The organism is Thiomicrorhabdus sp., from assembly GCF_963662555.1.
In the GTDB taxonomy this organism is placed as follows: Bacteria; Pseudomonadota; Gammaproteobacteria; order Thiomicrospirales; family Thiomicrospiraceae; genus Thiomicrorhabdus.
Map to the genome: position 1 here is coordinate 2,227,384 of NZ_OY759719.1, position 21,700 is coordinate 2,249,083.

General features: G+C 38.8%; 20 protein-coding genes. 2 read left to right on the forward strand and 18 right to left on the reverse strand.

From position 1 onward, the window contains the following. Positions 1–4: 4 nt before the first annotated feature. A complete protein-coding gene (mog, locus tag ACORJQ_RS10025; protein ID WP_321324175.1) occupies positions 5–559 on the reverse strand; it encodes a molybdopterin adenylyltransferase in 555 nt (184 codons plus the stop codon). A gap of 104 nt (positions 560–663) precedes the next feature. Between mog and lon the strand changes: the two genes are divergently transcribed. Then, on the forward strand, positions 664–3,345 hold the full coding sequence (gene lon, locus ACORJQ_RS10030; RefSeq protein WP_321324177.1) for an endopeptidase La: 2,682 nt from the start codon (positions 664–666) through the stop codon (positions 3,343–3,345). An 805-nt stretch (positions 3,346–4,150) separates the two neighbouring features. Here lon and ACORJQ_RS10035 read toward each other — a convergent pair. From ACORJQ_RS10035 to ACORJQ_RS10105, 15 genes are all read right to left on the reverse strand, one after another. Further along, positions 4,151–5,965, reverse strand: coding sequence for an ABC transporter ATP-binding protein (locus tag ACORJQ_RS10035; protein ID WP_321326873.1), 1,815 nt, complete (start codon positions 5,963–5,965; stop codon positions 4,151–4,153). Positions 5,966–6,059: 94 nt separating this feature from the next. After that, positions 6,060–6,836 (reverse strand): TatD family hydrolase, encoded by a 777-nt coding sequence (locus tag ACORJQ_RS10040; protein WP_321324179.1) that lies wholly within the window; start codon positions 6,834–6,836, stop codon positions 6,060–6,062. Next, complete coding sequence (gene holB / locus ACORJQ_RS10045; RefSeq protein WP_321324181.1) at positions 6,833–7,855, reverse strand: DNA polymerase III subunit delta'; 1,023 nt, start codon at positions 7,853–7,855, stop codon at positions 6,833–6,835. Before holB ends, ACORJQ_RS10040 begins: the two co-directional genes overlap by 4 nt. After that, positions 7,856–8,482 (reverse strand): dTMP kinase, encoded by a 627-nt coding sequence (tmk, locus tag ACORJQ_RS10050; protein ID WP_321324182.1) that lies wholly within the window; start codon positions 8,480–8,482, stop codon positions 7,856–7,858. 99 nt (positions 8,483–8,581) lie between these two features. Beyond that, the gene (gene mltG / locus ACORJQ_RS10055) at positions 8,582–9,658 is read right to left on the reverse strand and encodes an endolytic transglycosylase MltG (protein WP_321324184.1); all 1,077 of its coding nucleotides are present in this window, start codon (positions 9,656–9,658) and stop codon (positions 8,582–8,584) included. Further along, positions 9,655–10,542, reverse strand: a complete 888-nt coding sequence (gene pabC, locus ACORJQ_RS10060; RefSeq protein WP_321324185.1) for an aminodeoxychorismate lyase — start codon at positions 10,540–10,542, stop codon at positions 9,655–9,657. The genes mltG and pabC overlap by 4 nt, the downstream gene beginning before the upstream one ends. Then, the gene (locus tag ACORJQ_RS10065; RefSeq protein ID WP_321324187.1) at positions 10,542–12,014 is read right to left on the reverse strand and encodes an aminodeoxychorismate synthase component I; all 1,473 of its coding nucleotides are present in this window, start codon (positions 12,012–12,014) and stop codon (positions 10,542–10,544) included. Before ACORJQ_RS10065 ends, pabC begins: the two co-directional genes overlap by 1 nt. A gap of 107 nt (positions 12,015–12,121) precedes the next feature. Beyond that, entirely contained in the window at positions 12,122–13,360 is a 1,239-nt protein-coding gene (gene fabF / locus ACORJQ_RS10070; RefSeq protein ID WP_321324188.1) for a beta-ketoacyl-ACP synthase II, read from the reverse strand. A gap of 216 nt (positions 13,361–13,576) precedes the next feature. Beyond that, on the reverse strand, positions 13,577–13,810 hold the full coding sequence (gene acpP, locus ACORJQ_RS10075; protein ID WP_029407252.1) for an acyl carrier protein: 234 nt from the start codon (positions 13,808–13,810) through the stop codon (positions 13,577–13,579). 171 nt (positions 13,811–13,981) lie between these two features. Beyond that, complete coding sequence (gene fabG / locus ACORJQ_RS10080; RefSeq protein WP_321324192.1) at positions 13,982–14,722, reverse strand: 3-oxoacyl-ACP reductase FabG; 741 nt, start codon at positions 14,720–14,722, stop codon at positions 13,982–13,984. A 103-nt stretch (positions 14,723–14,825) separates the two neighbouring features. Next, the gene (gene fabD / locus ACORJQ_RS10085) at positions 14,826–15,749 is read right to left on the reverse strand and encodes an ACP S-malonyltransferase (protein ID WP_321324193.1); all 924 of its coding nucleotides are present in this window, start codon (positions 15,747–15,749) and stop codon (positions 14,826–14,828) included. Positions 15,750–15,890: 141 nt separating this feature from the next. After that, positions 15,891–16,868 carry a beta-ketoacyl-ACP synthase III gene (locus tag ACORJQ_RS10090; protein WP_321324195.1) on the reverse strand — a complete coding sequence of 326 codons (978 nt, stop codon included), beginning with the start codon at positions 16,866–16,868 and terminating at the stop codon, positions 15,891–15,893. A gap of 113 nt (positions 16,869–16,981) precedes the next feature. Beyond that, positions 16,982–18,016, reverse strand: a complete 1,035-nt coding sequence (gene plsX, locus ACORJQ_RS10095) for a phosphate acyltransferase PlsX (RefSeq protein ID WP_321324196.1) — start codon at positions 18,014–18,016, stop codon at positions 16,982–16,984. Positions 18,017–18,022: 6 nt separating this feature from the next. After that, complete coding sequence (gene rpmF / locus ACORJQ_RS10100; RefSeq protein WP_321324198.1) at positions 18,023–18,199, reverse strand: 50S ribosomal protein L32; 177 nt, start codon at positions 18,197–18,199, stop codon at positions 18,023–18,025. A 30-nt stretch (positions 18,200–18,229) separates the two neighbouring features. Continuing rightward, complete coding sequence (locus tag ACORJQ_RS10105; protein ID WP_321324200.1) at positions 18,230–18,766, reverse strand: YceD family protein; 537 nt, start codon at positions 18,764–18,766, stop codon at positions 18,230–18,232. Positions 18,767–18,971: 205 nt separating this feature from the next. Between ACORJQ_RS10105 and ACORJQ_RS10110 the strand changes: the two genes are divergently transcribed. After that, positions 18,972–19,604, forward strand: coding sequence for a Maf family protein (locus ACORJQ_RS10110; protein ID WP_321324202.1), 633 nt, complete (start codon positions 18,972–18,974; stop codon positions 19,602–19,604). Positions 19,605–19,721: 117 nt separating this feature from the next. On the opposite strand, the gene ACORJQ_RS10115 is transcribed toward ACORJQ_RS10110, so the two are convergent. After that, positions 19,722–20,387 carry an HAD family hydrolase gene (locus ACORJQ_RS10115; protein WP_321324204.1) on the reverse strand — a complete coding sequence of 222 codons (666 nt, stop codon included), beginning with the start codon at positions 20,385–20,387 and terminating at the stop codon, positions 19,722–19,724. 66 nt (positions 20,388–20,453) lie between these two features. Next, positions 20,454–21,398, reverse strand: coding sequence for an RluA family pseudouridine synthase (locus ACORJQ_RS10120; protein ID WP_321324205.1), 945 nt, complete (start codon positions 21,396–21,398; stop codon positions 20,454–20,456). Between the last annotated feature and the right edge of the window lie 302 nt (positions 21,399–21,700).

Below are 21,700 nucleotides of genomic sequence, written 5' to 3' on the forward strand. Positions count from 1 at the left end.
GTTTTTATGCAGTTGGCTTTTTGGCGTGTTTAGGTCTAAAGCCTTTTACAAAACTGTCATCTGTTTCTAAATAAGGCCCTTCAATTAAATCAACACAATAAGGTACCGCTGGAAAAACCGCTTCTAAACATTCTCCAATGGCAGAAGGTTTACCCGGCAAGTTAATAATTAGACAGCTACCACGTGTACCCGCAATTTGACGAGACAGAATTGCAGTCGGCACATATTTCAAAGAAACCGCTCGCATCTGTTCAGCAAACCCATCTAATATTTTGTCGCACACGTTTTCTGTCGCTTCTGGAGTCACATCTCTTTTTGCTGGGCCTGTACCCCCAGTGGTTAAAATTAAGCCGCAACCCTGGTTATCTACCATATCAATTAAGGTCGCTTCAATAACATCTTGCTCATCTTCAATAACCTTAGCAACCGCAGTCCATTCATTCGTTAGAGCCTTGCTAATCCACTCTTGCATGGCTGGGCCACCCAAGTCTTCATACTCTCCGCGGCTCGCTCTGTCTGAAACGGTAATAAAACCAATCTTAATTTCACTATTTTGCATACTTCACTCTTGAATCTGTTAATTTGTGTCCACATTATAATACGGTATTCCTCCTTTTTTAGACGAAATCATGCGTTTCAACGCCGAGACACAAGCCAAAAGATATGACTGATAAAAACAACAGCAATGAAATCCCAGAACTAACTGAAATTGACAACAACTCTGCAAAAAATAATGAGGTTGATAGTCCTTCTGTTCATCACGAAGTTTCGTATGAAGAGCCTGCCGACATTGAGCCAGTTGACAATGAAGATGACATTGATGAAGACCAAATCAAGATTGAAGTGAATGAAGCCTTAGCCAAAAGACTCATTGAAACCGCTAATGCCGTGCTTGAAGGTGAACATATAGTGCATAATCCCGGCAGTATTTTTGGTCAATTAGCCAAGCCAGAGCTAACGATTCCGCGTGAGATTTTTTTACTTCCTGTAAAAGAACGTCCGTTTTTTCCTGGTCAACAGCTACCAGTTTTACTCAATAAAGAAAGTTGGGGAAAAACCTATGAAGCGATTAAGGAAAACAAGTGTAAATACATCGGTATTATTTTTGTAAATACAGAGCATCACGATAAAGCTGAACCAAGTGATTTCTGCAAAATGGGAACGCTGATAAAAATTCACGACCCTAAAGTCAAAGAAGATTACATTCAATTAATTGCCGAGGGCATTCAGCGTTTTGAAATTAAAGAGTGGGTTTCAGGTAAGGCGCCCTATCGTGCTCTAGTGAATTATCCTAAAGACATTATTGATGGTTCTGATCAAGAGTATAAAGCGTATGGCCTAGCCATCATGAATGCCTTTAGAGAGCTATTGCCACTAAATCCACTTTACAGTGAAGAGCTAAAATATTTTTTAAACCGTTATAGTGCAAGTGAGCCTGCACAACTTGCCGACTTTGCTGCAGGTTTAACCACCGCAGAAAATGACAAACTGCAAGACGTTCTAGAAACGCTTAATCTCTCAGAAAGAATGGAGAAAGTGTTAGCTTTATTCAAGCAAGAAATTGAAGTCACTAAACTGCAATTTAATATTCGTGAACGAGTAGAAGAAAATCTTTCTGAACATCAGCGTGACTTCTTTTTACGCCAACAACTCAATGAAATTCAAAAAGAGTTGGGCATGGTTAAAGATGACCAAACACTTGATACCGATCGTTTTAGAGATCGTATGGAAAAACTTGCCCTTTCAGAAGAGGCGACAAAAAAAGCCGAAGAAGAACTGAACAAACTCAATTTTCTTGACCCTCAATCACCAGAATATAACGTGGCACGTAACTGGTTAGATTGGTTAACTCAGTTACCTTGGGGCAAACACAGCAAAGACCTGCTCGATTTAAAACGAGCTAAAAAAGTACTTGATAAAGGTCACGATGGTTTAGAAGACGTAAAAGATCGTATTCTTGAGTTTTTAGCCGTTGGTTCGCTTAAAGGTGAAGTAGCAGGTTCTATTATCTGTTTAGTTGGTCCTCCTGGTGTGGGTAAAACCTCAATAGGCCGTTCAATAGCAGAATCTTTAGGGCGAAAATTTTACCGTTTTTCAGTTGGTGGAATGCGTGATGAAGCTGAAATTAAAGGCCACAGACGAACTTATATTGGTGCTATGCCAGGTAAATTTGTGCAAGCCTTAAAAGATTGTCAAACTGCCAACCCTGTAATTATGCTTGATGAAGTCGATAAAATTGGAGCCTCTTTCCAAGGTGATCCCGCTTCAGCTCTATTAGAAGTATTAGATCCAGAACAAAACCATGAGTTTATGGACCATTTTATGGATGTGCGTTTTGATTTATCTAAAGCGTTATTTGTCTGTACTGCCAATACCTTAGATTCAATTCCAGGTCCTTTATTAGACAGAATGGAAGTGATTCGTTTATCGGGTTACATTACGGAAGAGAAAATACAAATAGCTAAACACCACTTATGGCCAAGCCTTCTTGAAGAAGCGGGTTTAACAAAAGACCAAGTACAAATTACACCAGCGGCCATTCGCCATGTTATTGAAGGTTATGCCCGTGAATCAGGGGTGCGTAACCTTAAAAAACAACTGGCTAAACTTGTACGTAAACTGGCTTTTAAATTTGTCACCAGTGATTTACAAACAACCAAAATTCACGTGAATGAGCTTGAAGAAATGCTAGGGCAACCTCGCTTTACTCCAGAAAAAGTCAATCAACAAGTGGGCACAGTAACTGGTTTGGCGTGGACCTCAATGGGAGGTGCAACCTTAACTATTGAAGCGAGTCGTGTGCATACTTTGAACCGTGGTTTTAAATTATCTGGTCAGTTAGGTGAAGTCATGCAAGAGTCAGCAGGTATTGCTTATAGCTTTATCTCTTCTAATTTAGATAAATATAAAGCCGATCCTGAGTTTTTTGATAAAGCGTTTGTGCATTTACATGTACCAGATGGCGCTACCCCAAAAGATGGCCCAAGTGCAGGTGTGACTATGGCAACCGCCCTACTTTCATTAGCACGTGGTGAACCATTAAAAACTGCTTTAGCAATGACTGGGGAACTAAGTTTGACAGGCCAGGTATTGCCTGTGGGTGGCATAAGAGAAAAAGTGATTGCGGCACGCCGTATTGGCATTAAAGAGTTAATTTTGCCAGATGATAACCGCAAAGATTACCAAGAATTACCTGATTATTTACAAGAAGGTATGACGGTACATTTTGCCAAACACTTTGATGAAGTCGCTCGTTTAACCTTTAATATTCGTACTAAATCATTGGCTTTAAAAACCTATTTAGTCCATAAAGCAGCGGCAGAAGAGTTTAATACTCAACACTAAATCAATCTTCAAAAAACCTATCTCTATCTATCCTGTGTTTACATTTTGTAAATACAGGATTTTCTCTTTTACCCTATGGTCGCAAAACATAAATAACTAAAGGGCATGCCACTTTTAAGGTTTAATTTATCTTAGCTATTGAGAAGCCTTTTTAATATTTATAGGTCTTCGTTTCAATGGCCCTGGCTTCCCCCTACTTTCTTTGCTTGCCCAAAGAAAGTAAACAAAGAAAAGACCCCCTGCTGACACAATCTATTTCACTAAGCTTGCTGGCTAACGTTTCAAAACTCGCTACGCTCAAACAATTGAAACGTTTTAACGCCCTCTGCACTAAGTGAAATCACGATTGTTTACAAAAGGGAGGTTTTACTACGTTAATTCTGTATTTCTATTGTTTAGATATTATTGTGCTGTATTTTTTACCAAGCCTGGCATGTCTTGTGGTCATTGATACATTGAGAGCATAGGGTACTATTTTATTCAGTAAAGCCAACCACAAACGCCAAGATTCCCCTTGGAATAAATTGTGCAAAGTTCTTAACGAAGTGAACGTTTAAAAACTTCAGCTGTTTGAGCGTAGCGAGTTCTGAAGTTTCAGTGAATGAGTTTTAGAACTTGCCAATTTATGGAGCGGGGTGCCCTTTTTGTGGTTACTATTTTTAGGCAAGTAAAAATAGTAACGAGAAGCCTAAAAGTGAATATCAAAGGTGTATATATATTAAAAAGGCTTCTCAATAGCTAAGATAAATTAAACCTTAAAAACACAATTTACCAGGCCTGGTAAATTGATATTGTTTGATATAAATCAACGATACAACTTATGGTAAGTGCCGCCTTGTTCAAGTAGTTCATCATGACTACCTGATTCAATAATATGCCCATCTTCAAACACCATAATGCGGTCAGCCTGACGAATGGAACTTAAACGGTGTGCCACAATCAAGGTGGTTCTGTTTTCTAAAAATTCGGCTAAATCTTCATAAAGACGTCTTTCGGTTTCCATATCCAATGCCGAGGTCGCTTCATCCATAATCACGATTTTAGGATCTTGCAAAATCATGCGAGCAATCGCTAAACGCTGTCTTTGGCCACCTGATAATTTAATACCGTTTCGCCCTACAACCGATTCTAATTGATCATCTAGTTCTTTAATTGTGTCTGCTAATTGTGCTTGTTTTAAGGCTTTCCATAAAACATCATCAGGCATCTCTTGGCCTAATGTTAAGTTAAAACGAATGGTTTGATGAAACAACGCTGGGTGCTGTAATACGGTAGCCACATTGGCTCGCACGACCGATTGACCAATCTTGGTAATAGGAATATCGTTATATAAAACATCTCCCCCTGAGGCTTCATAAAAACCAAGAAGAAGTTGAACTAAAGTGGTTTTACCTCCACCACTGGCACCAACCAAAGCCAGCTTTTCACCCGCTTCAATTTTAAAATTAAGTTGTTTTAAAACTGACTCACTTTTACCAGGGTAGTGAAATTCTAAATCTCTTACTGCAACCGATACCGTTTTGTTATCTTTAAACGGATCAACTTCTTGAGTATATTTAGGTTCTTGCTTTAAATCCAAAACTTCATTTATACGCTGCAAAGCTCCACTTGCGGCACTGTAACCGTATTGAATAGCTAACAATTCTTGAACCGGCCCCATCATAAACCAAAGGTAGCCAAACACGGCGATCATTTGCCCAATAGATAAATCTGAGAACACCACCATTAGCATTCCCACACCTCTAAATAAATCAAAGCCTACTAAAAAAATCATAAATGAAAAACGGCTCATCGCATCACTTTTCCATGTAAAGGCTTCTGAGTGTTTTTTAATGGAATAGGCGTTGTTTCTTACACGGTCAAAAAAGTTACTATCTTGATTAGCGGCTCTGACCTGTTGCAAAGCATCTAATGTCTCTGTTAATGATTGTTGAAAGGCATCTACGGCACTGTTTTCATCTTTCTTAAGAGTTTTGACTTTTTGTCCCATTTTCATGGTGAAGTAAACGACGACGGGGTTAAACATCAAAATAAAGACAGCCAACTCCCAGTTTAGCCAAAATAGAACAAGACTGACTCCAACTAAAGAAAATACCGCCACTATCAACTTACTTACAGTAGTACCTAAAAAGGTATCGATAGTATTAACATCATTTAACATGGTGGCTGACACACTACCGCTACCCATTGATGAGTATTGTGCCATAGAGACACCTTGCACCCTTGCCAGCAGATCTTTACGAATTCTAAAGGTGACGTCTTTAGCAATGACCGTAAATTGCTGCATTTGCCATACCCCTAAAATCAACCCCATACCACGCAACCAAATAGTAATTAAGGTAATCGCTGCAATGTAATAGAACGGGCCATACCAATCAGTAGGAGCCAAGCTTTGTAAAAAACCAACGATTGGGCCAGGTTTATGCAATAAAACTTCATCCACCAAAATTGGCAATAATAACGGTAATGGAACGGTGGCTAACATGGCAAAAAGAGCAATAATATTAGCTTTGATAAGTTGCGGCTTGTGTTGAACCACTAAGTCATAAATGCGTTGCCAGGTATATGAGCGGTCTGATAACGCAGTCACTTTGACTTTTCTCGGTTTTTCCATTGCCATACTTCTCATAGATTGACTCTTTTAGATTGACTCTTTGCTTGGTTGTCGAATAACAGGATATTCTTTGACTGTTTGTATTTGTTGGCTTAGTTTATTAACTCAGTTTGAATAATCGATTAAAATTCTCTGTAGTAGCATTGGCGACTTCATCAAACGGCAATGCTTTTAAATCGGCTATTTCTTGTACAACATATTTGGTGTAACCAGGTTGATTGGTTTTGCCGCGAAACGGCGTAGGAGCCAAGTAGGGAGAGTCGGTTTCTACCAAGATTTTATCTAATGGCAGCACACGGGCCACTTCTTTTAATTCTTTGGCATTCTTAAAAGTCACAATGCCAGAGAAAGAGATATAAAACCCTATTGCCATCGCTCTTTCAGCCGTGGCTAAATCTTCAACAAAACAGTGCATAATGCCGCCTGTTTCTTGTGCACCTTCTTGCTCTAGAATGCTTAAACAATCTGGGGTTGAATTTCTAGTATGAATAATCAAAGGTTTATCAAGTTGCTTAGCGATTTTAATATGTTGTTTAAAACGATCATGCTGCCAAGTCATATCTGGTTCGTTTTCAAAATGAAAGTAATCCAACCCTACTTCACCAATGGCAATGACTTTTGGGTGTGAGGCAAATTTAAGCAGTTCATCATCACTCACTACAACATTTTTATCTTCACAAGGGTGCACGCCAATAGAGGCATATACACAGTCGTATTTTTCAGCTATATCAATGACCTCTTGCCACTGTTCTGGGTTTATTGCTACACATAAAATTCGCTCAACACCGAGTTCTTTAGCTTTATTAATAACGTCGTCAATGGTGCCTACTTTTTCTTCTGGCAAAATATTAAGATGGCAATGAGAGTCAACAATCACGCTAATTTTCCTTTTTGAATTCTTGATTTAAAAACGGTTTCTAAAGGTTCTTCACTTTGCTGGATGCTTAACCATTCTAGGCACAGGCTTTCTAAAACCAATTCTTTATTCGCATTAGCTAACCAGTTTTGTTTAGCCGTCAGTACAGCTTGCTGAAAACGTAACCAATTTTGTACTTGTGCGTCTGAAACGTTTTGTTGTTCTTGCGGGTTATACATTACCGAACGCACGGCAGATACCGTCCATTGATAAAAATAATCAAACACACGTTCAGGTTGTTTAAATTTCAACCATTCGCCAACGGCTTGAGAGGCTGTTTTTCGCCCTGTTTGAATCTGTTTTAAGTCATTACGCCACTGGCTATCTTCATCAAACAAACCTGTTTCAATCCAATTAAGGGCCTGTATTGGAGCTCCCCAATTTAAACGTAATGCTCGTTTTACTAGGGCTTCATCTGCCTGAGGGGCTTGACTGTGCACCCATTCAACCGCATCGGGTATAGCAGGAGGCGTAAAGTTGAGCTGCTGACAACGGCTTTTAATGGTGGCAGGCAATCTGTCGATTTGATGGGTAGTTAATAAAAACAAGGTGTTCTCGGCAGGCTCTTCAAGCGATTTAAGCAAGGCATTAAATGCCGACTGATTTAAATACTCTACTCCCTCAATCCAAGTGATTTTGTAACCACCTTGGTGAGAAGTTTCATTGAGTTTATTAATCAAGTTTCTGACTTGATCAACCGAAATCTCTTTTTTATCTTCAAGCCGAGCCAATTGATAATAATCAGGGTGCTGTTGCGTTAAAAATAGATGACAACTAGAACACTGACCACAGGCTTGCCCTGTTTGATTGTTTTTACAGAACACCGATTGAGCGACATCTTTTATAAAAGCCTCAATACCAATACCTTGGGGGCCAGAAAGCAGATACGCATGACCTAAACGGCCCAAAAGCTGTTGCCATTGTTGCCACTGCGGATTTAACCAAGGGTAACGAATTGAAGCCAATTGCGTAGCAGACATTTATTTGCCCTGCATAAGTTGTAAACGTTTCACAATATTTGCTTGCACAGTCTCTAAAGGTTGACTGGCATCTAATACCGTATAACGTTCTGGAGCCATCTCAGCTCGTTTTAAATAAGCAGAACGAACCTTTTCAAAAAAGTCATGCTTTTCTTGCTCAAAGCGGTCCGTTTCACCACCACGTGAAGCGACTCGTGCCATACCAACTTCAATCGGTAAATCAAAAATGAAAGTGGTATGCGGAAAAAATCCCTGCTGGACCCAATGCTCAATTTCAGCAATACGCTCAAACGCCATACCTCTAGCCGCTCCTTGATAAGCGTAGGTTGCATCCGTAAAACGGTCAGATATCACCCATTTACCCGCTTCAATAGCAGGCAATATCTTTTCTTTTAAGTGTTGTGCTCTAGCGGCAAACATCAATAGCAGTTCAGTCTCTGCATGCATGGCGGTGTAATCTTTATTCAATAAAATTTCACGAATCGCTTCGCCAATCTCTGTTCCACCAGGTTCACGAGTCACAATATGTTCAATACCTTGGGTATTTAACCACTCTTGAATAAATAACAAGTTGGTTGATTTTCCTGCACCTTCGGTACCTTCTAAGGTAATAAACTGACCAGACATATGTATCTTATTTCCTAGTAAAATTTTGGTTATTTAACTTACGTTAACGACTCGTTTTTAATGACTTATTTATCAACCACTAATATCAATCACTAAGTTTTAGTGACTCAATAAATACTTTTGAACCGCTTTATTATGCTCAACTAATGTATTTGAAAAATGATGTTGTCCGCCACCTTTAGCCACAAAGTATAACGCTTTTGTTGGCTCAGGGTTTAATGCCGCCTTAATTGCCTCAATACTTGGTAAAGCAATTGGAGTTGGTGGCAAACCATCAATCTTATAGGTGTTGTAAATGGTAGTGGTTAACAAATCTTTTTTACGAATATTGCCATCGTATTTAGCACCAATGCCATAAATAACGGTTGGGTCTGTTTGCAAACGCATGCCTTTTTTCATTCTTCTTACAAACACCCCAGCAATTAACGGTCTTTCTGGGGCATAACCGGTTTCTTTTTCTACAATTGAAGCCATGATTAAGGCGTCATACGGCGTTTTATAAGGTAAGTTTTTCTCTCGGTTTTTCCAGGCCTGGTCTAACGCATTATTTAAAGCTTTAGCGGCTCTTAAAACAATTTGTTTATCACTATCGCCAGATTGATAATAATAAGTTTCTGGCAAAATACGCCCTTCTATAGAGGCATACGGGTATTTTGGATTGATTTTTTCATCAACACCAAACAATTTTTGCAAACCTTTAATATCGTTTATATCCAACTCTTTTTTAATTTTAGGTAGAGAATGTATCTCTTCTAAAGTTTGCTGAATAGTTTGCCCCGCCACAATCGTCACGGGGTATTGGATACTCTTGGCATTTTCTAAACCAGAAATCAGTTCATCAACAGTCCATTGCGGCTGTATCTCAAATTCACCCGCCTTAACTAAATGTTGTTTTTGCAAAAAACGAACATACAGGGCAAACCATTTTGGGTGCTCTAAAAAGCCTTGCTGATGCAACTGTTCAGCGACCTTAGCAACCGAGCTACCTGGTTTAATGGTTAAGGCAATAGGCTGTTGCTTTTGTGAAATAGGCTCAGTAACAAAGGCGTTATACTGGTAATAAGCAAAACCAGCTAAGACTAAGCCAACAATATTCATTGCAAACAATAAACGCATAAACCATCTAACTTGTTTAATCGAGACAGCTGCTTGAATGGGTTGAGAAGTTTCGCTCATTTGACACTCTTTAAGTTCATCACATCAGTGGCATTTTGCATTTGCCAATTTGACCAGGCCTGGTGAATTAATGTAGTTTGTTCGGTTTTATAGTCAGTATTTAAAAACTGTTTAACAGGTTGTACACCTCTTACCGCATTGGTTAAAAACAGCTCATCCGCTTGTTCAATATCAGCGAGTAAAATATTTTTTTCTTCCAGTTTCCAACCTAAATTTTGAAGCAGTCTATTGATGCTGTAACGTGTTGTGCCAGCAACGCCACTTTGAGTAATTTGCGGTGTAATAACGCTATTCTCTTTAATCAAATAAATATTCGATTGCGTGGCACAAACAATATGATCTTGTGCATTAACCATTAACCCTTCTTGAAACCCCTGGTTAGCCATCTCAGTTTTTGCCATTACATTTTCTAGACGATTTAAGGTTTTAACGCCAGCTAAAGAACCCATACTTGCCATGGTTTGACATAAACCGACTGCCATAGGTGCCATTACAGGTAGTTCATTTTGTTTTATCTGAATAGGACTAGGTTTTATATAAAAAATACAGTTCGGTTCTATATGTTCAGGCATTTGATACCCTGCACCACCAATGCCTCGAGTAATCACTATTTTTAGTACACAGTCTTTTACCGCATTTTTTTTAAAAAAATCATTTAACGCCACTTCAAGCCAATCGCTTAACTGCTCAATAGCTATTAGCGGCAAATCCAAAACCAGGCTACTATTTTTTATTCGCTGCCAATGTGCAGACCAGTTTAAAACTTGTTTATTGACAACCAAAATAGTGGTAAAAAAACCATCGCCATACTGAATGCCCCTGTCTTGAACAGTAAGTTCTTGTTGTAGCTTGCCGTTTAACCAGTAAGTGGCTTGCAGCTCCATTAACAGCTACCTACTGTTTCTATAGGGGTTTCAAGGGCTTTAACTAACCCTTTGGCTTTATGACGAGTCTCAGTTAATTCACTTTGAGCTTCAGAGTCAGCAACAATTCCTGCTCCTGCTCTAAACTGCACAATGGGATTACCGTTTTGTTCAAATTGAATCATCGTACGAATCAAAATATTTAAATCTAATGAACCATCTATATTGATATAACCGAGCGAACCTGTATAAGCCTCTCTTGGCATTTGTTCTAATTCGGCCACTATTTGCATACAGCGTATTTTAGGGCAACCGGTAATGGTTCCACCTGGAAATAAAGCATGCACAATATCCAATGGTGATAAACCTTCTTGTAACTGCCCCCTTACATTTGAGACGATATGATGAACATGCTCATAGGTTTCAACAACCATCAACTCATTCACTTCAACCGTACCTGGTTGGCAAATTCTTCCTAAATCATTACGCTCTAAATCAATCAACATAATGTGTTCAGCACGTTCTTTAGGGTGCTCTATTAACTCGGTGACTAGAGCTTTATCTGCTTGGGCATTTTCACCACGTTTTCTTGTGCCAGCAATTGGGCGTGTTTCTACCCAAGGCTTTTGATATTTAACCAAACGTTCTGGCGATGAACTAATAATTTGCCAGGCCTGGTTATCTAGATTTGATTGTTGTGAGCCTGTCTCAAAATGTGCTAAAGCCGCAAAAGGAGCTGGATTAGATTTACGTAATGCTCTATACACATCTAAGTAAGAGGTATTTTTTTCTAACTCTACTTGCCATTGACGCGACAGATTTACCTGAAATACATCACCTGCCAAGATATATTCTTTGATCGCTTCTACACCCGATAAATATTTTTGTTCCGGCTCTTCATGATCACTGTTCACTTTAACCGCTAAAACATCGTTATTAAGAGCTAAAGCATTGATTAAATCAGATTCTATTTCTGCTAAACAGTGTTCAAACTCAGGCTCCGCAACCAGATACAAGTTTTGAGATGAATGTTCAAAAACAAGTCCAGCAGGAATGCGAGTAAGATTTGCTAAAGGAAACTGTGATTTTGGAAGTTGTAAAACAGGTTCAACCACTTGAGCGTAATCATAGCTAAAATAGGCAAACCAACCACCAATAAAAGGCAGGTTTTCTCGGTTTTGAATATCAGGATTAATTTGAGAAAATTGAGCTTGAGCTTGGTTTATAAAGTTTTCTGCATCAGCTGGATTGGTTAGCTGAATAGTCTCTTGCGGATAAGCCATTAAAATATCAAATTCACCCAAACCACCTTTAGCCACGCTTTCTAATAAAAACGGGTAACGTGAAGGGTTTAATTGATGCAGTAAAGACAAATCAATAGATGGCGTTTTCAGATTTACCAGGCCTGGTAAATCTGAAAGCAAAATCTTGTTGATAATCGGCGATTGTGAACCCAAAGAGGTACTCGCCTGACTGTTGGCCGAAAAAGTCATTTAATCTATAAACCGTTTAATTCTGATTTTCTAAGAAGATACAGTTTACTTGAGTTTTAGGCATTTTAAATAACAAAATTTCGACTAAATTCAATACCAAAACGGTTTTAAACTTTACCTAAAACTAAGGTTGCGTTAGTACCACCAAAGCCAAACGAGTTAGATAATGCATAATCAATTTTGGCATCACGTGCACCCGTTGCTACATAATCTAAATCACAACCCTCTTCTGGGTTCTCTAAGTTGATTGTTGGCAGTAAGATTTGGTTTTTAATCGCTAATGCAGTAAAGACCGCTTCCATCGCACCTGCCGCACCTAAAGCATGACCAGTCATAGATTTAGTTGAGCTCATCGCTAAATTATAAGCGTGATCGCCAAACACAGTTTTAACAGCACCAGTTTCACAAACATCGCCAGCTGGAGTAGAAGTACCGTGAGCATTAATGTAGTTAATTTTGTTTGGGTCTAATTTTGCGTTATTTAATGCCGTTGCCATACAACGGGCAGCACCTTCACCACCTGCGGCTGGTAAAGTCATATGATAAGCGTCACCACTCATACCAAAACCTAATACTTCAGCATAAATTGTTGCACCACGAGCTTTTGCATGTTCATACTCTTCAAGTACAACGGCTCCTGCTCCATCTGCTAGTACAAAACCATCACGGTCTTTATCCCAAGGACGACTTGCAGCTTTAGGGTCATCATTACGGGTAGATAAGGCACGTGCTGCAGCAAAACCAGCTAAACCAAGTTCAGTAGTTGCATATTCTGCTCCACCAGCAACCATCACATCAACATCGCCATATTCAATCATACGAGCTGAATCACCTATTGAATGAGTACCTGTTGCACAAGCAGTACCAATAGCCATATTTGGTCCTTTTAGACCAAACATAATAGAAAGGTTACCTGAGATCATATTGATGATTGAGCTTGGAACAAAGAAAGGTGAAACTCTTCTTGGGCCACCTTTTAACATCGCTTTATGTTGGGTTTCAATTGAACCAATACCGCCAATCCCCGACCCCATTGAGACACCAATGCGTGCTGCATTTTCATCTGTAATCTCTAATCCAGAATCTTTAATCGCTTGTGCACCAGCCGCAATACCATAATGAATAAAAGGGTCCATCTTTTTGGCTTCTTTAGGCACAATATATTGAGATACATCAAACCCTTTTAATTCGCCACCAAACTTTACTGAAAAAGCATCAGTATCAAATTTTGTAAGGTAATCAATTCCACTATTACCCGCTAAAATATTTGACCAGTTTTCTTCAACATTCAAACCAACGGCAGAAAGAACACCCAACCCTGTAATCACAACACGACGCTTAGACAAAATAGCACCCTCTTAGACTTTAAACATATAAATCAATTTAGATTTATATCTAAATTTACTTTAAACCACAATCTCTTGACGTAGGTGAATATCTCACTTAAATATTCAAAAGGCTGTTTAACCAATATCTTTTTTTTGTATTTAAATACAAAAAAAGCCGTTAAAAACGGCTTTTTTAAGCGTTTGACTGATACTCAGTCAATTACTTGTTCTAACTTACAGGTTAGCTTCAACGTAAGAAGTAGCTTGAGCTAGAGTAGAGATTTTTTCAGCTTCTTCATCAGGAATTTCGCAATCAAACTCTTCTTCTAGAGCCATTACTAATTCAACTGTATCTAAAGAATCCGCACCTAAGTCATCAACAAAAGACGCATCTGCTGTTACTTGATCTTCCTCTACACCTAATTGTTCAACTACGATTTTCTTTACGCGATCTTCGATACTGCTCATGGAATTCTCCAATTTGTTTTTTTATGATAAAAATGAATGATTTAAATTTTGAACGTATTTTCCTCTTATCTTGCAAGATTTTCAAGCATTTAATGCTTTTTTGTTGATTTCTATCACGTTCAAATTACAAAAAAAATAATAACCTTATGATTTACAAGCCATTTGATTGGCTTATACCATGTACATACCACCATTTACATTTAAAGTCTGGCCTGTAATGTATGAACCACCATCACCCGCTAAAAAAGTAACGGCTCTAGCAATATCTTCTGGTTGCCCAAGGCTTTGTAATGGAATTTGAGCAGTTAATGCCGCTCTTTGTTCTTCAGGTAAATCTTTAGTCATGTCTGTATCAATAAAACCAGGAGCAATAGTATTTACAGTAATATTACGGGCGCCCACTTCACGTGCTAATGACTTACTAAAACCAATAATCCCAGCCTTAGCTGCTGCATAGTTAGTTTGACCAGCGTTACCCATAACTCCAACAACGGATGCGATGTTAATAATACGACCGCCTTTCGCTTTCATCATGCCGCGTAAACAAGCTTTACTCATACGATAAACTGAGCTCAAGTTAGTTTGAATAATATCATCCCACTCTTCGTCTTTCATTCTCATCAACAAGTTGTCACGAGTAATACCAGCGTTATTCACTAAGATAGTTGGCACACCAAACTCTTTGGTCACTTCAGCTAATACTTCAGTAATGGCCTCTGCATTGGTGACATTTAGACATTTACCTGCACCCAAAGCACCGGCTTGTGCCAAATAATCAGAGATTGCTTGGGCACCATTTTCAGAAGTTGCCGTACCAATCACCGTTGCACCCTGTGCAGCTAAATCTAAAGCAATGGCTTTACCTATTCCACGGCTTGCACCTGTTACAAAAGCCACTTTTCCTGTTAACATTTTTTCCACCTTGTTTTTTGCGTGCTTTATATTTCGTTTTATATAAAAAGCGAATGAAAAACTTTTTTACTTCAAATTAATTTTAGATATTTTATAAAGTTGTTTATAAACTTGCTAGTGCTTTTTCTAGCGAAGCATTGTCAAACACTGGTTGCATACCCATTTTACGATCAATACGACGATTCAATCCCATTAGTACTTTACCTGGCCCCAATTCATATAATGAATCAACACCTTGAGCTTTCATTGCATTTACAGTTTCTACCCATTGAACGGGGCGATACAACTGCTGAACCAACAACTCTTTAATTTCTTGAGGAGTTGTAGCCTGCTTAAAGTTAACATTGTGTAAAACAGGTACTGTAGGCATCACAATATCAACGCTTTCTAGTTTTGAAGCTAACTGTTCGGCAGCAGGCTTCATTAAAGAGCAGTGCGAAGGGACACTAACAGGTAATGGAACAACTCTTGAGGCACCCGCTTCTGTCGCTAGTTCCATAGCGGTATTGACTGCGGCTTTATTACCAGCAATAACGACCTGGCCTGGAGAATTGAAGTTAACTGCTTCAACCACACCTTGAGCTTGCTCACAAACACTAACAACCTGAGCATCTTCAAGACCAAGTACTGCGGCCATAGCACCTTCTCCTGCTGGCACGGCAGATTGCATAAGCTGACCGCGTAATGCCACTAAAGAGATACCTTGTTGTAAAGTCATAGCACCACTAGCAACCAAGGCTGTATATTCACCTAAAGAGTGGCCAGCCATAAATGCTGGAGCAACATCTTTTTGAGCTGTTAAAGTGCGGTAAACGGCAATACCAGACGCTAACATAGCTGGCTGAGTAATATCTGTTTGGTTTAATTTACCATCAGAGTCATTTTGTACAACATCCCAAAGATCGTAACCTAAAGCATCAGAGGCTTCAGCAAACACTTCATTAACTTGAGAATGAGATTCTGCTAATTCCGCAAGCATCCCAACTGACTGCGACCCTTGACCTGGAAAAACGAATGCATATGACATATTTTAAATTCCTATTACTTCTTATGACTTCTTATTCTTTTTCAAGCCAGCAAAGCAATAAAACTAACCGGCTCAACAATCACTGCACAATTCTTGCCAGGCTTATAAAACAAACCATAGCAGATAGCAGTGATTAATAAATCAATACTTAATTAAGGCAGAACCCCATGTAAAACCGCCACCAAAAGCTTCTAATAACAAGGTTTGGCCTCGCTGAATACGACCATCTCGAACCGCTTCATCTAACGCTAACGGCACTGAGGCACTCGATGTATTTGCGTGTTTATTTACAGTAACAACGGTTTGATTATCAGTCAGCTTTAATTTTTTAGCTGTACCTTTAATAATTCTTAGGTTGGCCTGGTGAGGTACCAACCAATCAATATCTTCTTTTTGCATATTGTTGGCTTCTAAGGTTTCTGAAGCAATTCGGCTTAAAGTATTCACAGCCATTTTAAACACTTCATTACCTTTCATTTGCATCGAACGCTCAGCAATAGCATCAGTCGTTGGCAATTTTGAAGGCCCAGAAGGTACATGAAGCAACTCATCATATTGTCCATCTGCATGAATATGAGTGGATAAAATACCCGCCTCAGCAGAAGCTTCTAATATAACTGCACCAGCACCATCACCAAATAAGACACAGGTATTGCGATCAGACCAGTCAGTTATGCGCGATAAGGTTTCTGCACCTACTACTAAAGCTCTTTTAGCCATCCCCGTTTTAACAAACTGATCAGCCACACTTAATGCATACACAAAACCAGAACAAACGGCTTGCACATCAAATGCTGGACAACCATGGATATTTAGTCGGCTTTGAAGAAGACATGCTGTACTTGGAAAGATTTTATCTGGTGTCGTCGTGGCAACAACAATTAAATCAATTGTGTTCGCATCAATCCCAGCCATATCAATCGCTCTTAATGAAGCTTGTTCAGCTAAATCACAAGTCGTTTGACCATCTGCTGCAATATGTCGCTGCTCAATACCTGTACGCTCACGAATCCACTCATCGCTAGTCTCGACCATATTTTCTAGGTCTTTATTCGTTAGGATCTTTTCTGGTAGGTAGCCGCCCGTACCAATAATACGGCTGTATATTTTTTGATTCATATTTTTATTATCTGCTTAAACAGTCAACGTAACTGGTAACAATACAACAAAAGACGGGGTTAAGTCACCAAAATTCAACTTAAATTTTGGCAAATTAACACGCCGTCTTTAGATTATGAGTGAGTTTCTGTTTGCTTAGTTTGGTTTTCTAAAAAGTGAGAAACCTCTGCAGAAATTAACTCAGGAACGTTTTTGATTACTTCTAATCGTGCTTCAGTTATTGCATGAAAAAATGAAAACTGGTCTGCACCACCATGACTTTTAATTACTATTTTACGAAGCCCTAACAATGAAGCTCCGTTATAACGACGTGGGTCAACTTTGCTTTTAAAAGACTTTAAAACTGGGTAAGCAATAATAGCAACTAACTTGGTTAACAAGTTTTTTGTAAATGCCTCTTTTAGATAAAAAGAAATCATCTTTGCCACACCTTCACTGGCTTTCAGAGCAATATTGCCGTCAAACCCATCACACGCCACAACATCCGTATCACCTTTATAAATGTCATCGCCTTCCACATAACCAATATAGTTAATAGAAGTACCATTTAAAAGTTGGTGTGCATCCTTAATTCGCTGATGACCCTTAATCTCTTCTTCACCAATATTAAGTAAGCCAACACGTGGATGTGGATTGTCATCTACCGCCTGAGTCAGAACCGAACCCATTAGAGCAAACTGCATTAAGTTTTCACCCGTACAACCAACATTTGCACCCAAATCTAAAACATGAACATGACCTTTCATGGTTGGCATTGATGTACAAATTGCTGGGCGATCAATTCCTGGAATAGTCTTAAGAACAAATTTGGCCACAGCCATTAAAGCACCGGTATTACCTGCACTGACGCACGCTTGAGCTTCATCATCCTTAACTAAGTTTAGGGCGATACGCATTGACGATTGACGTTTATTTCTTAAAGCTTTGGAAGGTAAATCATCCATTTCAACAACTTGGTCAGCATGTTGAATGGTAATACGAGAGGCATCATATTGATGTTTGGCTAGCTCAGCTTCAATCAAAGATTGTTGGCCAACTAAAACAATGTGAAGATCAGGATATGCATTGAGAGCATCTATTGAAGCAGGAACTGTGACCACTAGACCGTGGTCACCGCCCATTGCATCAATGGCAATTTTAATAGCCAAGATATATTACGCCTTATCTTGAACTACTTTTTTACCTTTGTAGTAACCGTCTGCAGTTACGTGGTGACGACGGTGAACTTCACCAGTAGTCTCATCTACAGTTAACGCAGGTGCACCAAGTGCATCATGTGAACGACGCATACCACGTCTTGAAGGTGTTTTACGACTTTTTTGAACTGCCATGGCAATCTCCTAAGTTTATAATCTTAAATTCTATTTCTTTAACTCTTGCAACATCGCAAAAGGATTCGGCTTTTGGGTGGTGTCATCAACATCACCCTGCTGATTTTCAGCATCTGTTTTTTGTGAAGCCCCCTTAAACTCAGGAAGAGAACGACTTTCATCAACAGGAGCCATTGGCACGGTTAATAAAAGTTCTTCTTCTACTAACTCAAACAGTGAGATTTTTTCACCGTCAAGCTCGTAAACTTCAACATCTGCTGGTAAATCTTGTGTTAACGCCAGCGTTTCTGTAAACACACCTTTCATTTCAGTGGCTACAGGCAAGTCAAATGATTCCAAAGAACGCTGACATTGCAAATTCAAACTGGTTTCTAATTTCATGGTAAAGGCAGGAAATCTTAGCACTTTATCATAAAAAAATTCTATCTGAACATCGACCTCTCGATCGGCTTCATTAACCACTTCAACCAAGCGTTTTAGGCGGCTTTGATTGACTCGACCAGTAAATCGTTTATTATGATTTACCGAGTAAATAGGATCAATGAAATCAGGTAGCTTATTAAACATAGGCGCGAATCATACTCGGACAGCCTTAAGAAGTCAAAAAAAACTCTGTAAATAGTGTAAAAAAGTGGATATTTTTTAAATGCTTAGGCTTGTTACGCTTCAAGGATAAATATTCAACATCGGTTTTACGACTTTTAACCTTAAAAACAACCTGTTACAAACACCCTAAACATAAGACAATTAAAACAAAAAACTGAGCCAAAACATGGATATAAATCAAAATAATGAGACAAAATTGCAAACATTACCTCAAGTTGTTCTTGGCTCAACCTCTCCCTTTAGAAAACAACTACTAGACAAGTTGCACATCCCTTTCATTCAAGATGCCCCAGAAATTGATGAGACACCACTTAAAACTGAGACACCAAAAGAGATGGTTTTAAGACTTGCACATGAAAAAGCCAAAGTCTTTAAAGATAAATACCCACAACACATTATTATTAGCTCTGACCAATGTGCCGTATTTAACAACCAACCCATTGGTAAACCGCACACTGTAGAAAATGCCATTCAACAACTAACAAGCTTTAGTAACCACCAAATTACTTTTTTTACAGGCCTGGTAGTAAGCAATACTCAAACTGGTAAAACCTATGAATACTTAGATACAACCATTGTGCACTTTAGAGACTTATCTAAAGAAGTCATTAGGAACTATATCGAGATTGAGCAACCACTTAAGTGTGCGGGAAGCTTTAAATCAGAAGGGTTGGGTGTAGCCCTTTTTAAACAAATAGACAGCAGAGACCCAAATGCGTTAATTGGCTTACCTCTTATGGCATTAACGGATATCTTTTATGAAATGGGCTTTGCGTTACCGCAAAAACCAAACCAATAAACCTTCTAAACGAACCGTTAAAGACATTAGTCTTAAGCTACAAAAGGTTTTACCAGGCCTCTACCCCCCCTTTTTTTTTTCGGGGTGTAGTAAATTGCAATAACACCTCACTAAATATTAAATATGATTCATTAACCACATATTTAATTCATTTAACGAATCCAACGTTGCAACAGGTTCATATTCATTTAACACCTCAGCTTGATGCACACCGTGACTTAAAGCAACTCTATCCATATTTATGTTTTGAGCCATCTCCATATCAAATGAGGTGTCACCAATCATTACCGCTTGATCAGCAGTAAGATTAAATTCCTGTAAAATCTGTGACAACATTAATGGATCAGGCTTAGAAGCTGACTCAACGGGAGTTCTGGTCATATCAAAGTAGATTCCAAAGCCTGTCTCTGCCAATACTGCCGTTAATCCTTTGCGGCTTTTACCTGTCGCAATAGCCAGTTTAACGCCTTGTTGTTTCAAATTAAGCAAGAGTGCTTCCGCCCCATCAAAAGGTACCATCTCAATGTTACTTTCTTCTAAAAAGCATTGAGTATAAGCCTCGGACATTGCCACCACTTTTGACTGATCTAAATTTGGATACAAACCCAATATAGCGTTTTCTAAACTTAAACCAATAATCTGTTTAGATTCATCATACGGTAGCACTGGCAAACCACACTCTCTAGCAGCCGTTTGAATTGAATCAACAATACGGGCTTCAGAATTCATTAAAGTACCATCCCAATCAAAGATGACAGCTTTATATTGTTTGGATTTTTGCATAAATGTAGTCCGTTTATATATATTTAAAGTTGCTTAAGCGTTACCTAAACACTCTATACATTTTCTTTATTTAATTGTTAAGGCATCAATTATTTTAATAAAATCAGGCCAAAGAGGTGCTTCGAAGAGCATTTTCTCTTCTGTTACTGGATGCGTAAAACCTAAAAACTGGGCATGCAAAGCTAAACGTTTCATACCTAACGGGCGATATTTCTTATTAACCTCTCGGTCACCATATTTATCATCCCCCATCAAAGCACAGCCTTGAGCTAAGGCATGCACTCTAATTTGGTGTGTTCTACCCGTTTTTAATTTAACCGAAACTAAATCCGCTCCTTTTAGATGCTGCAGCACTTTAAAATAACTAATTGCCTGCTTGCCATCTTTTGCCACATTCACATGCCAACCACCGTCAGGCAAATGATCTTTACGCAGTGGTAAGTCAATCTTCTGTTTATTCTTAGGCCAAGTCCCCATCACAATAGCTAAGTAGCGTTTATCAAATTGATCCGCACGAATTTGAGCATGTAAATGTTTTAAAACTGAAGCTTTTTTGGCAATCAACAGGCAGCCAGAAGTATCTCTATCAATCCTGTGCACCAACTCTAAACGTTTAGCCAAAGGACGAAGCACTCTAACCACTTCAATCAAACCCCAGTTAATACCGCCACCGCCATGCACTGCAACACCTGAAGGTTTATTAACCACCATCAAGTCATTATCTTCGTACAAAATACTCTCTTCTATACGTCTTAGCTGTGCCACAGGAATATCTGAATCTAAAACTTCAATTTTCTCTGGTACTTTAACTGGTGGTATTCTAACAATATCACCCGCCTCTAAACGTGTACTAGCTTTGGCTCGACCTTTATTTACTCGCACTTCTCCTTTACGAATAATTCGGTAAATCAGGGTTTTAGGTGCTTTACGAAGATGGCGCATTAGAAAATTATCTAATCGCTGACCAGCGTCTTCAGTTCCCACATCTACCAGTTGTACTTTTGCACTCATAACCTAACCAATACTAACTAACCATTAATAAATTTATAACAACAGAGACTTAAATTGAAAGCAAATCAATAAACCAAAAACGTCATCTTAACCAATTGCGGCACAGTTTACTCGTATATAACAAAGTTGTCATTGCCAACTAACAAAATGAGTGATATATTTGCCGAGCTTATATTTTTAAGTGATGAACTCGTAGCACTCGATTAAGTGCAAGAATTTTTACAGCGACTGTATTCAAGGTAATTGCTTAGGCATTATTTTGCCACGGTCAGATTTAGAAAAACTCTGAGCCATACATTTTT